Annotated in this window: 8 protein-coding genes and 1 pseudogene; all 9 read right to left on the bottom strand. The window is 61.7% G+C overall.

Annotation, left to right across the window (positions count from 1 at the left end; translation table 11 throughout):
- Nucleotides 1-9 precede the first annotated feature (9 nt).
- Complete coding sequence (locus NKJ23_RS04255; RefSeq protein WP_352678421.1) at nt 10-1,542, bottom strand: trypsin-like serine peptidase; 1,533 nt, start codon at nt 1,540-1,542, stop codon at nt 10-12.
- Nucleotides 1,539-4,919 carry a hypothetical protein gene (locus NKJ23_RS04250; RefSeq protein ID WP_352678418.1) on the bottom strand — a complete coding sequence of 1,127 codons (3,381 nt, stop codon included), beginning with the start codon at nt 4,917-4,919 and terminating at the stop codon, nt 1,539-1,541. The genes NKJ23_RS04255 and NKJ23_RS04250 overlap by 4 nt, the downstream gene beginning before the upstream one ends.
- Nucleotides 4,920-4,946: 27 nt before the next feature.
- Complete coding sequence (locus tag NKJ23_RS04245) at nt 4,947-7,241, bottom strand: hypothetical protein (protein WP_352678415.1); 2,295 nt, start codon at nt 7,239-7,241, stop codon at nt 4,947-4,949.
- Nucleotides 7,242-7,266: 25 nt separating this feature from the next.
- Complete coding sequence (locus NKJ23_RS04240; RefSeq protein WP_352678412.1) at nt 7,267-9,459, bottom strand: hypothetical protein; 2,193 nt, start codon at nt 9,457-9,459, stop codon at nt 7,267-7,269.
- On the bottom strand, nt 9,446-10,285 hold the full coding sequence (locus NKJ23_RS04235) for a hypothetical protein (protein WP_352678410.1): 840 nt from the start codon (nt 10,283-10,285) through the stop codon (nt 9,446-9,448). Before NKJ23_RS04235 ends, NKJ23_RS04240 begins: the two co-directional genes overlap by 14 nt.
- An 849-nt stretch (nt 10,286-11,134) precedes the next feature.
- The gene (locus NKJ23_RS04230; protein WP_352678408.1) at nt 11,135-11,422 is read right to left on the bottom strand and encodes a DUF2274 domain-containing protein; all 288 of its coding nucleotides are present in this window, start codon (nt 11,420-11,422) and stop codon (nt 11,135-11,137) included.
- A 41-nt stretch (nt 11,423-11,463) separates the two neighbouring features.
- Nucleotides 11,464-11,571: pseudogene (locus NKJ23_RS04225) on the bottom strand (DUF2274 domain-containing protein); the annotation flags it as partial.
- Nucleotides 11,568-12,773, bottom strand: coding sequence for a TraB/TrbI/VirB10 family type IV secretion system protein (locus NKJ23_RS04220; protein ID WP_352678405.1), 1,206 nt, complete (start codon nt 12,771-12,773; stop codon nt 11,568-11,570). The pseudogene NKJ23_RS04225 and the gene NKJ23_RS04220, both read right to left, overlap by 4 nt.
- Nucleotides 12,770-13,792: a P-type conjugative transfer protein TrbG gene (trbG, locus tag NKJ23_RS04215; protein WP_352678402.1), complete on the bottom strand. Its 1,023-nt coding sequence runs from the start codon at nt 13,790-13,792 to the stop codon at nt 12,770-12,772. Before trbG ends, NKJ23_RS04220 begins: the two co-directional genes overlap by 4 nt.
- Between the last annotated feature and the right edge of the window lie 28 nt (nt 13,793-13,820).

The following is a 13,820-nucleotide window of genomic DNA, read 5'->3' as shown; positions in this document are numbered from 1 at the left end:
CCCGCCCTCCTAGGCCGCCTCGCCGGACCAGTTCAGGATGTTCTGGTGAACTTCGCCGGTGATGCGGGTGCCGCCATTGTTGACCGAGGTTCCGAAAGTGTGGATCGCCACGCCATAGCGATAGCCTTCGCTGGTCATTTCCCAGACCGGCGAGCCGCTCTGTCCGCCATATGTGTCGATCTCATAGGTGAGCTGTTTTTCGAAGACGTCTTTCACCGTCCGGCTGTGGAACCATTGAGTGCCGTCGACATGGGCCGGACCGCCGTCGCCCGGATATCCAGACAGGTTCAGCGTGACGTTGCGCAGGTAATCGTCCGGCCGGTTGGCATAGCCGAACCAGCCAAGCTGATCGCCGAGGCGTTTGTCGGCGGGCAGGATGATCGCACCATAGTCGAAATCGGAATTTCCGTCACGTGTCCATCCGGTCACGCTGCGCATGTCGGTGGCGACGACCGTGCCGAACGGACGGTTGTCGGCATCGCGGCCCGGAGCCACTTCGATCTGGCTGACCCAACCACCCTCGTCCGACATGTAGACGCAATGCCCCGCCGTCAACAGCAGCCGCGGCCCGACCAACCAGCCGGTTCCGACATATTGGGCCCCGGTATTGGCTGTAATCAGGAGCGAGCAGATGCAGCGCCACGGGTAAAGCTGATTGTTGGTGACGCGCACACGGTCGTCGCTTCCAAGAATGACCTCGTAAAGCTTGGTGCTGACCAGTTGAGCTCGCGCCGCCGCCCGCTCGATCGCGTTGCCATAGCTGCCCCAGTAGGCGTCGATGGGCTTCAGGTTGACGACGCCCGGGGCTGGAACCGTCTCCGGCCGCTCCGAGCGCGGCGCAGCCATCTTCTCGATTGTCGGCGCCTGCGAGCGGCCCTGGGCCCCGAAATACGACTTGAACTCCTTCGACTCCGTCAGCGGCGCGCGATTGGAGTCCGACTGATGCATGTTGACCGCGCCGATGAGGGTCGCGGTGGGAGACGGAGCTGACTCGGATTGCTTCCTTCTCAATTTCGTGGATTCGCGCAAGCGATCAAGAACATAGGCTTCCTTCTGCACGGCGACATAACGTTCAAATGCTTCCTTCTTGGCCGCTTCGCTGTTTGCAGCTTCTCCACCGGTCGAGGGCGCGGTGGTTCCCGTCGTTCCCGTGCCGCCGCTCGGCGCGCCGGTTCCCGTCGTTCCGGTTCCCGCGCCCGTCGTCGTTCCGGTTCCGCTGCCGCTTCCCGCTCCTCCGGTGCCAGTTCCTCCGGTGCCTGTTGCGGGATATGTTGTGCCCGGCCCGGTTCCCGGCGCGTTGGGAGTGGAGCCGTTGCTTGGAGTGGTTCCACCCGTGCCGCCAGGCGAAACCTGGTCCGCCAAGGCGTCCAGAAAATCGTCGAAGGCGGAGACCACTTTCTGCTTCTGCGTCTCGACGGCGGAGACTGCGACTACGACGGGCGCCGCCGCTGCTTCGGCAGGCTTCTGATAGCCGTAGCTCTTTCCTTCGCGCGCCGGCTTCGCTTCCTTGGCCTGTAAGGTAGCACTTGTTGCACTGCTCATAGCACTCTCCTTCGTAATGTCTCGTGGGCCATGTATTCGCCCAAGAACACTGTTGTGGTTGCAGGGTTGACAGGTGGAAGCCGGCGTACCGAGTTATCGACGCCCAGAACGGTGATCTGCATCGTGTAGGTGTTCTGACTGCGATCCGTGCGGCCAAAGCGGATACGCCGCGAGTCCACCTCGGTTGGCTGGAACTTGATCTGCTGCGTGCGCTTCTTCGTCGAGTTTTTCTCCTGATAGCTCAAATCGACAATGACCAGGCGGATCTGCGAGGCATCATAATTTGGGTAGAGTTCGATAATCAGCGGCTCGTCGAACGGGTCGTTCACGGTGATGAGAGGAATGTTGGTGCGCAGGGGAGCGATTTCCTTCGTGCTCCCATCCTTGAGGCGGTGAACCCAGCGATAGGTGAACCAGCGCTGCTCCGGATCGCTGAGACGCAGCTTCCAACTCTTGGGGACATCGCCGGGCGTGACGGTGATCATGGTGTCGCGCGACCACTGGCCGGGATGCTCGTAGTGCAGAAACACATCGGTGGAATCGACCATGTCGGGATCGATGTCCCCCGGCACGATCCGAATTTCATAGAATCCAAAATCGCGGAACGGATTGACCAGCAGCGTGCGGTCTAGGGACGACACCGGCGGCAGGTCGTAGCTAAGCTTCTCGCCATCCCAACCGGAGAGCGGGTTGAAATGATATTGCAACGAGAGCGTGTAACTCAAGTCGAACTTCGGGTTCAGGAAGAACGATGCCTTGTCCTGGTTGGCGCCGCCGGGCCTGAAGCTGATGTCCTTGTGCTTGATGCCGACCGGGTCCGTTGCGCGGCCGTATTCGATGGCGACATCGGCCTTCATCAGACCGATCGGATCGAAGACGGAAGGCGCGTCGATCTGAATAGCGAGTTCCCGGAAGAAGGGGCTGTCGAGATCGACCTCTATGAAATGCGGCGGTCCGTCGAGATCGTCGGCAAGCAGCCCGATCAATCCTTGTGGCGCAAAGCTGCGCTGTTCCGCCGATTGGCGATTGTATTGCAGAGTCACGGTCTTGTCTTCGATCTGCTCGATCTTCTGGAGCCGGAACGCGAGCTTCACGCCGAGCGGCGGCTGCTGCGGGATCGTCGGCGCCGTGGTGCCGGGCTTGGGTGCGGCAGCGCCGCCCGAAGCCGGAGGCGGCGTGGCGCCACCTGAAGCTGGAGGCGCCGTTCCCCCTCCACCCGAGGCTGGAGGCGCTGAACCGCCACCCGAAGCTGGAGGCGTTGTGCCGCCGCCGGAAGCCGGAGGTGCTGAACCACCGCCATCGGAGGCCGGCGGCGTGGCGCCGCCATTGGAAGGAGCGGCCGCGCGCGAAAGCGTTCCGCGAATTGTCACCGCCCGCCCTTCGGCTGAAGCGCCGCGCACCAGCGCATAGCGATCCTCGGGACTGCCGGATCGGCCGGCGGCCCGCGCCACACTGAAGCCCATGGGCGTGACCGACGTGACTTGCGCATCGGCGCCGACGATGCCCACGGCGACATCGGCGCGGCGCTGCGTGAGATCCTGGTTGAGGCTCGCCGCGCCATCATTGCCCTCGTAGCTCGCATGGCTCTCGACCGTCACGCGCCTTGGCGAACCGAGCGTATTCCCGAGCCAGCCGCGCAAGGCGTCGGCGCCATGCGCGCCATCGCCGCTGACGCCCGGCTGACCCGTACTCGTTTCAAACCGCGAATCCAGCGGAGTGGTGCGGTTGGCCAGGTAGCCGCCATAGGCGGCCGAGGGCGGCGACACGGACCAGCCCTGCGCGCGCGGTTTGTCAAAATCGAAATAGAGCCGGAATTCCTGCTGGCCGCCGGGCGTGGGACGATAGGTCGCTTCGACCTGGACGGTGGCGCCCGCCGCGAGGGTGAGCGTCGCCTGCCGGTCATCTGACAGCGCTTCCTGTGTTCCGTTGATGAACACGATGGGGGGCTCGCTTGCACCGAGAAATAGCAGCGTCACCTCGTCGCTGTCGGCGCGCTGCGTCATCTGCACGTCATAACCCGGGGTTTCCGGATCGATCGTGCGGGTGAACTGCGCCGGGGCTCGTCCGGCCGCTTCGAGAAAGGCATAGGCCCACACTTCGCGCGTTTCATAGCGCATTGGCATGACGGTCGACTCGCTTGCCATCTCGCCGCCGGCCGGACGCGGCGAACTCCCACCGGACGGCGCGCTGCCGCCAGCCGGCGCTCCTCCGGCGGGTGGCGATGCACCACCGCTGGCAGGCACCGCGCCACCGCCGGCTGGCGCTGCTCCGCCGCTGGCGTGCGGTGCGCCACCGCTGGCTGGTGCCGCCCCGCCGCTGGCGTGCGATGCGCCGCCGCTGGCTGGTGCCGCCCCGCCACCGGCAGGCACCGCCGATCCGCCGCCAGCAGGGGAAGCCGATCCGCCACCGCCAGCGGGTGCCGCGCCGCCTCCCGCGGGAGAACCTCCGCCACCAGCGGGCGAAGCGCTGCCGCCCCCTGACGGCGCTGCACCGCCACCACCGGACGGCGGCGTGCCGCCAGCCGGTGGCTTTCGATCGAAGGTGACGGGAGCCAGTGTCGGCTGGAACCATTGCTGCAGCAGATTCTGCTTGAAGAAATCGAGCGCCCATTTCTCCTTGTCGTCCTGGTCGGCGGCGCTGGAGAAATTGATGACTTTGATGTCGATGACGCCGTCCTGCTTCAGCTTCTCGAAAGCCATGTCGATGCCCGCCTCGAGATAGACGGGAACGCCATAGATGACGGCGCCGGCGGTCAGGTCGACGCTGAAGTTCAGGCGATCGTAGATCCGCTTGAAATTCGCGGTTATCTTGACATCCAGCGCCGGCCGCAGCGCGGTGTATTTGAGGTCGTAGATGACGCCGACGGGCGTGGCGCCCTGCCTGAATGCCTGGTCGAGGATGGTCGACCCCTCCTCGCTGAGCGTCAGGCTGAAGATCGCCGTATTGTTGCCGCCGAGCGATGGCTTGGTTGCGCCGAGCACCGCCTCCACCGCCACGAAGGCGCCGGCCGGTGACGGCGTCGCCATGGTGCCGCCGCTTCCCTGGACATTGAGCGCGATTACCTGCACCTTGCCGTCATCGAAGGGAACAGGGGTGAGCCGAGGCGTGCCATTGCTGAAGCGTGCTACCGCACCGATGATCTTGCGTTCCACCTCCGGATCGAGACGCAGTTCGACCTCCATCATGAGGAAGCCGCCACCCTTTACGCCCGCGCCCGCCACCGCCGGCCGGTAGCGGATGAGCGTGAATTGCGGCACGCCCTCGCGCTCGGCAAGAACGACCGGCGCCGGCAGGTACCAGAATTGCGCCGGGTCGGCATGATCGGCGAATACCGTAACGCCTTCGACCGTAACCGTCTTGCTTCCCATCATCAGCATGGCTCAGCTCCCGGCATTACACGCTCCTCAACCCGCCGGCAGCGCCAGCCGATCAAGGCCGAGGCTCCCCAGGTCCCGCTCGAGGACGAGGCCGTTGGACAAGACAAGCGTGGCCAGGCAGCCGTAGCTCGAGTGGTCGGGCGAAACGTAGTCGAACTCGAAGAAGCCGATGTCGCGCGGCTTGGTGAAAACCAGCCGGTCCTGAAAGCTCAACCCTGCATCGTTGTCGCGGTATGAGAGCTGCGCTTCGACGCGCTCGATGCCGCGCGCGGTAAAATCGATGTCCGGTGGCGTAACCGTCACCACCTTGTGCCCGACCATGTCGGTGCGCAGCGCGATGGTCGATCCGGTTGTCATCGAGTTGGGAATGGTGATGACGCGATTGTCCTTCAGTATGATCGTGGCCGCGTAGCTCACGAGACGCTGGCTCGCATCGGCGAGATTAACCGAGAACGCCTTGGGATTGCGGTCCGTCGGCGTGTCATAGAAGGTGAGCGTCTGCTGTTCGTCGATGCCGTTCGCGGCATCGACATAGCGCAGGTCAACGAGAATCATGGCGACGAGGCGCCAGTCCACGGCAGGCGCGACCTGTAGCGTCCGCTTCTGCGGATGAGGATCGCGCACAATCAGGCGCTCCTGGTCGGTCGGCGCCCAGTCGAGGACGATGTCCCTGTGGTCGGCCGCCATGAACGTCATCTTCAGGTCGTAGCGGTCCAGGGTGCTGTCGAGGCGGAACCGTTTCCAGGTGACTTCCGGCTTGTCCTGGGTGAGCAGGAAGCTCTCGGCGAGATCGATGCGGTTCACCGGATCGTTGTAGCGCACCTCGACGGCAACCTGCGGAAAGCGATCCCAGGGAAGCAGGCTCGCCCCGATCTGGATATCGTCGATGAAATAGAGGCCGTCGCTGCGCGGCGAGACTTCGAACTCGTCGCCGATGGTTGTCAGCGTGCCGGTATTGACGACGCCGGGCCGCTCACCAGAGTCGACATCGTGGAACGTGACCCGATACTCATAGGGGATGCCGCGGACCATCTTGCCGCCGTCCAGGAGGCTGTTCCATTCCTGGCTGCCGTCCAGTTGATCCTTGCTCAGCCGGATGGTTCGCGGCTGGCCATCATAGGTCAGCGTCAGGTTCACCGAATCGACTTCATCGTGCTCGAAGTTGACGAGTGAGTAGGCCTTGATCTTCCGCTTATCGAACCATGGATCGTCGAGCGTCACCTCCTGAATGAAGCGACCGGCATCAATCTGCCCCTGCGCGTCGCGCAACATCTTGCCCAACCCCTTCAGCGTCGCCTGCGGGTAGATGCTGCGCTTCACCGTCACGCGCTCGTTCATCTGCAGACTGGCGCGCTTCTGGTCGATGCGCTGCAGGTCCTTCTTCACATAACTGAACTTGGCGACGCCGCCCCAGCCGCCGGTCGCGCCCAGAAGCGCCAGGCGCTCCGCCGTATCGGTGAAGCGATCCCAGCCGTCTTTTTCCTCCTTCATCGGTTCAAGACTGGGCTTGAAGAAATTCTCCAGCACCATGTCCTTGAACTGATCGATTGCCTGATCGCGCCGCCCGACCCAGGAGCCCGCGTCCTCGCCCTCCGGAAGGAATGAATCGACATCGATCTGCACCACCTGGGTCTCGACCAGCTTGTCGACGACCTTGTCGATCTCGGTGGACGCGAACAGGATATCGGTCGTGAAACTCTCCTCCATGTGGGTTTGCACCCGGTTCCAATCGGCCGAAATCTTGACCGAGAAGGCGGGGCGCAGGGCGAAGAAGTCCAGCTGATAGACGACTCCGATTGGCATCAGCTCGCTGTGCAATATGGAGTTCTCGACCAGTTCGACGCCTTCCTGATCGAGTTCGACACTGAAGATCGCCTGGTTGTTTCCATAGAGCGAAGGCTTCGAGGGATGCGTGATGCGTACGACGAAACGCTGTTGCTGCTCCGTATCCCACAACGGCTTGCCCTGCTCGTCCGTGGCGCGGCCGAGCATGATCAGGCGCACGCTCCCCCCTTCGAGGATAACGGGCGCCAGTTGGATGGGCCCCTCTCCGGGATACAAGCCGCGGAGTTCCGCTGCGATGTCGTCCATCACGCCATCATCCAGACCCAGGTCGACCTGGAACGTCAGGAAGCCCCCGTTTCCCGCTCCGCCGCGAAACTTGAGCAATTGGATCTGCGGCACTTTCACGCCTGTGGCAGTGTCCAGCACCATCGAGAGATGCGGCTCCGCCGGCAGGAAATAGAACGCACGGTTGTTCGCGTGATCCGGAAAGACCGCCACGCCGCGGACGATGTGGAATGGAGGCTTGAGATAAAGCATGAAGGTCTCACTCGCGGCGTAAGCGTCAGGCGGCGGGGTCGAGAATCAGGGCAAGCTCGCTGGTAGACGTTGGCGGAACATCCTTCTTCTGCCCGGTCGCCAGGTAGTAGCTGACGGCGTAAGTGTAATCGTCCTGCTCCTTGTTCTTGACCTCCACCTTCCATGTGGTGTTGGCCTTGTTGCTGGCACTGAAGACGAAATCCTTGGCTTGTGAGACATCGCTGGCGAGATCGTCGTAATTCAGCGACACGCGCGCCAATTTCACCTGCTCCCAGTTGATCAGGTCAGCGATGATCTGCACTTCGAGGAATGCTTCCGCCGGCGGCGGCAGCACGATGGTTCCGGACGCAGCGTCCGTCACCGGCACCGTGTCCGTCGTGCCGTCCTTGTAAGCGATCATGGCCTTGTAGGTGACCTTGCCCGCCTTTTCGTCGATGACCGGGAAGGTCCAGTCGAAAAAGGGACTGGCCGCCGTCAGCGCCTGGCTTTTGGTCTGCGTATAGGTATGCGCGGCGTCTGTGTATTCGAGATCGACAAAGACGGTCTGTATCCTGTTGGCGAAGTCGCCGACGCCACGCACCGAAACCGTCTTGCGCGCATCGAACACATCGTTGATGAACAGCCTCTGCGATCGGCCCTGACGTTCGGCGCCCTGGTATTCGCGGCCATCCTTCATGAAATACTTGATGCGGTATTTGTAGTTGTTCCGCATCGGCTGGAAAATGACGCGCTGGATCTTGAATGTAGGCGCTGCCTGGGTGAGGTTGAACTGCTCCTCGAGTCCTTCCACACCGCCCGCGTCATCCTCGTAGGTCAGCACGACGGCGGCGCGGTCGAGTTCGGTCCAGTTGATGTCGCCGGCCGTGGCTTCGATGGAAAGCACGCCCACATCGTCGACCCCGATGGTGAGGTTGCCTTCGTTCGTCTCGATTTCGGGTGACTGGTACTGCCGGCTCTCGCCGCGGTAATTGACCTGGTAACTGTAGGTGTATTTCCAGTCGTCGCCTTCGACATAAGCCGCGAACTTCCCGACATCCTCTTCCTTGTTCATGACGACTTCGCCGTCGGGCTCGCCTTCCGCGAGATTGGCCATGGGCCGGCCCTTGTAAATTAGCTTCACTTCGACTGAGTGGATCGGCAGTCCTTTGAAATCGGCGTTGACGAAAGTGTTGATGCGCAGCGTCTTGAAGAACGGGTCATCGAGATCGATCACGCGGGCATAGTCGCTCCACTTGACCGGCGCGCCGTTGCCATCCTTGAGGTTGGTGATGTTGGGCAGGACGCCGCGAGGCGCCACGCGCCACTCGACAGTCTGCGACTCCTTGTAGTTGATGTAGATATTGGTGATCTTGGTGTTCGAGATGTCGCGCGTGACATCCTCGATCCCGTCGGGCAATTTGCGCTGATCGTCGGGAACCGGCGCGATGGCATCGATCATGTTGCGTTCGATGGATTTTTCCAGCGTGCGGTATGCCCAGTCGCGGATCGGCCCCCTGATCTTTTCATCGGTCACCCCGCCCCACTCGAAATCGATGTGCATCGATTCCGAATTGATCGTCTGTTCCCGGACGGTCTCCCTGTAGGAATCCTCCGACCACAGGTTCCAGTCGGTGTCGATGGTCTGATAGAAGGTGTAGAACTTCGATGCGTTGAAATAGCCGTTGACGTTAATCGCCGGCAGTTGCGCCCAAAACCACAGCTCATAGGCGATAGCGACGGCGCCTCCCTGGCCCTGCATGGCCTGCTCGAAGAAAGTGGCACCCTCGGGTGGCAGTTCCAGCGCGAATGTCGAGATGTTGTTGCCGAAGAGCGATGGCGTTCCGCCGCTGGGAACTTCCCTTTCGACGAGGCCTTGGGGATAGAGCAATGACGTCGTTCCCTTGGTATAGGTGAAAGCACCGATGACGACGTCCGGTACCGGCTGGATTCCGAGGCGATTGGCCTCGGCAGCCACCTGTTCGGCCAGCTTCTGCTTGACCTTGATCAGGACCTCGTCTTCGACCACGAACTCGACGTCAAAAAGAAGGAAGCCGCCGCCTTTCTTGCCGTCGGGCCTATCGACCGGGAACCTGTATTTATAGAAAGCGAACGACAATCTGCCGTCGGGGCCGCGACGGTAACGTGGTTGTTGCGCCAGCGGATAGAAGACATTGAAATTGTCCGAATCGCCAAAGACCGTCATGCCCTCGATCTCTTGTACCTTGTCAATCTGCAGCATCTTCACCTCCTGGGAGCATTCGGTTCGACTCCGCTGCTACTAGCGTGCCGAGATCGCGAAACGCACGGACTGGCTCTTCAATTATTTGCTCGAGTTCAACCGCGATATCGGCGTCGCCACCCGTCCGGTGAGCGGGCGACTGCCTGATCGTTGCCGCGATCAGCGCGAAAAGCTTGCTGTGCAGCGTCTGGGGAATCTTTCCGTCAGGCGCACCGTCGACTTCGATCGCGATGCTGGCCCTGCCATCCCGGATGGCGTCATCAAGCTGCTCCGCGAGGTCTTCGCTGTCGAGGCGCAATCCATCCATGAGAGCGGCCGGCGCGCGGAACCGCGCCCTGCCTTTTATCGGCATGCGATGGCCCGCGAGATATTCCACGGCGAGAAAGCCAGCTTGCTCCCGCACACCGGCGCGGGCAGATGCGAGCCACTCGGCTTCGAGGGCGAGATCGAAGACCGCGGCATAGGGCGGATAACCCGATGTCACGCTGCTTGCGGCGATTTCAAAGGTCCCGCGGCCGTCACCGATCAGGGCGTTGCAAAGCGGCGCGGTGATCGGCGCAAACGACAGCCGGGTCTGTGCCGCATCCGGCTGGCCCGAACGGGCCGCTATTTCCTGGCGCAGCGCCTCGATATCTTCATTGGTAGCGCCCCATCGCGCCGAGAAAATTAGATAGGCCGTCGAACCGAGATCGGTGAAGCTCAGGATCGGCTTTCCCGCGTCATCCCTCTGCACATCTGCGCTCTGCGGCAGATAGTGCCAAGACTTCATGTCGGCATCCGCCGCGAAGCAGTGGAACCCACGGAAATCGAAACCAAAATGCTGCATCGCTGCACCACAAGCCACTCCGTCGATGAGTATTTCGACAGGGTTGTTGAAATCGCTAGAACTGGCAAAATGGAAATATCAGTAACATGGCGGTTGTCTGTCGCCATTACCGTCTGTTTAATTCCGAGATTGCCCTCAGGTCGCCTTCTTGCTGACGATAAAACTCGCCAAACAAGCATAAAGCTAAAACTACGCAATGTGACCATAACATGAAGCCATATTATGAGCAATCAGAAATATAACTCGAACTGTGTCGAAAACTAACATGGGCTATTAATTAAAATATAACTCAATTTTCGTTTGGACTGTCGTAAGTTTATACATTATCTCTTATGACAATTTGCAGAAATCGTCTCGGAAAAATTGACACGAGCTGGCGCTGTTCGCGGCAATTGAACTTCGCCGACAGTGGACAAAGGTTGTTGCGTCCGAGGTGGATGACGAAAGCGGCTCTTTTTCCGACATCTGATTGCTTAGTGTCCCGGGCCGCTCCGATCAGGCGGACGATAAACGCCCGAGGCATTGCGCGCCCTTTGAGCGTTTCTCCGAAGGGCTTGAGGATCACATGTCCGAGGAGGGGATGACGCTACACTGCGGGCGGTCATCTGGTGGAGCCGCTACGCGAAGTTCTTTGAGTATGAGGGCAAAGCGGCCAATTCAACCTCGAGTGCTCGCCTGAACGGGCGAGGAGGAACTTCTGATTGGCTGCTTTGTCCTCCCTTCCGGACCTTCATCCCAAAGGGCCGTAGATCTCTGTTGGGTCATGGCCGTGAATTGGCCCGGAGCAAGCGAGCTTCTGCTTAGGGTGGGAACCGATATTCCGCTTAGGGTAAAGCCACCAGGACAGCTTCAGGCGGGGCCATCACCTTCAGCACCGCTTCTCGTCGTGCTGCTGGCTGGAGACGCCCCTCGTTGACGGCCACGGCCGGCCTTCGCCTTACGGCTGCGCCAACCGCGATCCGAACCGACGAAGGCTTCCAGCATGTGCGGAATCAGGGCAGCGGTGTCCACGGGTTCATAGAGCCGGCTGTGCTCGGCCGCATACTGATCGAGTTCCTCCTTGAGAGGCTCCGGCAGGATGATCGTCATGCGGACGACACCAACCTTCGGCAGCCGACCGAGCCTCAGATCTGGCATTGTTCACCTCCTGCGTGTGAGACAAAGACATGTTGACTGTTCAGATAATCAGCATAGGCGACGAGATCGCGATGAACGGCGGCAGGCAGTTCGACGGTGATCTTGACCGGACCGTCATCGGGAATGGCGGAAAGTTTCAGCTTGGTCATGATGGATCCTTTGACGTGCCGTAAGGCACAAGAAGAAGGTCGCGATTGACAATCACGCGAACCGGAAAACCGGGCCGCACCGTGAGCGTCGGCTGCACGTTGAGCTGATTGCGCACGAGCTGCTGGCCAATATCGGAGGCCGAGTCCTGCGAGCTTTCGCGGATGGCCTTGGCGATTTCGCTTTCGTCGTCGCTAGACCCAAGCGATGTCCCAATGCCCAGCAATGTCGAGAGCGCGGCGGCCCGAAACATCTGGCCCCAATGATGGTCAACCTCGTCTTCAAGGCCAGAAAACCCTTGCGTGTCAGCGCCCTGCTGCCGCTCCAGCACGATCGATGTGCCATCGGGCATGATCAGCCGGTTCCACACCAGCAGCAGGCGCGACTGACCGAACGCGACCTGGCTGTCGTACTGGCCGATCAGTCGTGCACCCTGCGGGATCAGAAGGTATGAGCCCGTTGGGCTGTCGTAGACATTTTCCGTGACCTGAGCGGTGATGGCGCCGGGCAGGTCGGAATGAATGCCGGTGATGAGGGCTGCCGGAATGACGGTACCAGCCTGCACGATGTGGGGCGAGGCCTTCTCGGCGAGCCGATCGGGGCTGACGGTGCGCCGATCCGGTCCGGCATTGACGAAAGCGAGCTTGCGGTCCTGCATGTTTTGAGCGGGGCCTGGATCGATCGGTGGCTCCTCGATCGGCGGTGTCGGGCCGGACAAAGTGTTCGCGACCGTGTTTGCATCCTGTCTTACCGGATGCACCCGCGCGCTGGTGTCGGTGAACAGTTTTGCCACGCGTGCGGCCTCGATCTCGGCCAGTCGGCGCTGCTCCTCCGGATCTGCGCGCGGTCCACTGACGTTGGACGCCCTAATCGGCTGGCCACGCTCCTGCGCACGCAAGATCGGCCGGCCCAAATCGCCAGGCAGCGCGGGGCCGAGTTGCGGAACACCGGCATAGTCCTTCGGCAGCTTCTGTAGCCCGTCGGCCGTTGAGCGGTTTTCGGTGGTGAAGAGCTCGGGCGGCTGTTCGGTTCCGCGCTGTCTGGTGTCGAGCGCCCAAATCAACGTGCCGAGGATCGCCGCGCTGGCAACTCCACCAACGCCTATCAGCACCTTGCGCGACAGTCGCGTGACCCTGGCCGGTTCGGGCCGAAGGCGCAGTTCCGCTCGAATGTCCTGGTTGGGTGCATTTGCAGGGTCGCTCATCGGAACAGCCTCGTGCTGGGCGAGGTTCGTTTGCCGTCCGTGCGCACGATGCGGACGCGCTTTTCGCTTGTTTTGTCGCCGAGCCTCAATTCAGCGGCGGCAAACAGCCGATCAACGACGTAGTAGTTCTGGCGAGCACGGTAGTTGACCAGCTCCGAGCCGCCCGACGGGCCGATGACAAAGAGCGGCGGCATTTCCCCCTGCCCTATGCCCGACGGGAACTCGATGTAGACCTTTGCACCGTCGTCGAAGGCGCGAAGCGGCCGCCAGGGTGCGGCATCGCCCTCGATGCGGTAGCGGAAATTCAGTTTCTGGATGTCGACGCCGGACGCGACCGGCTTTGCGGCGGAAGCCTGCGCGTTCTGGCGCCGCAGCGCAATCAGCTGGTCCTGCGGGTATTGCCAGGAGACCGACGCCATGTAGGTCTTTTCGGTCGAGCGGAGCTCGAGATGATAGGTGCGGCGGTCGCTGTTTATGATGAGGTTGGTCTGCAGATCCGGCCGTGTCGGCTTCACAAGAATATGGACCTGCTGGCGCTCCCCTGTCCCACTTTGCGTATCGCCGATGATCCAGCGCACTGTGTCACCTGCGGCGACTGGCCCGGAGCCGACAAGCTGCTCGCCGGGCTGCAAGGCGATGTCGGTGACCTGGCCGGGTGCGGCGTAGATCTGGTAGAGCGCGCCCTCACTCCAGGGATAGAGCTGGATGGCATTGACGAAACCGCCGCGAACCGGCTGCATGCGTGCGGCCTCATTGGCCTGGCTGATCCGCTGCTTCGGATCGGCTGGCTCCGGCTTCACCTTCGTGGCCTCTACTGGTTTCAACTGACCAGGCAGTGGAAGCGGTTTCGGCACTTCCACCACTTTGACCGGACCAGGCGGCTCGACCCTGCGCACCGCAGGCACCGCATCGTCGTAGGCGATTTCCGGCGGAATGTATTTTTTCGAAGCACAGCCGGCGAGCGCCGTTGCTGACAGCAGTGCCAGGGCAAACATACGCGCCCTGGGCCCATTGCGCATGGCCGGTCTCGCCAATGTTCGTGCCGCA

The organism is Mesorhizobium sp. M0184 (assembly GCF_040322215.1).
In the GTDB taxonomy this organism is placed as follows: domain Bacteria; phylum Pseudomonadota; class Alphaproteobacteria; order Rhizobiales; family Rhizobiaceae; genus Mesorhizobium.
The sequence above is the reverse complement of the archived record's forward strand: the minus strand, read 5'-3'. Positions and strand labels throughout refer to the sequence as shown.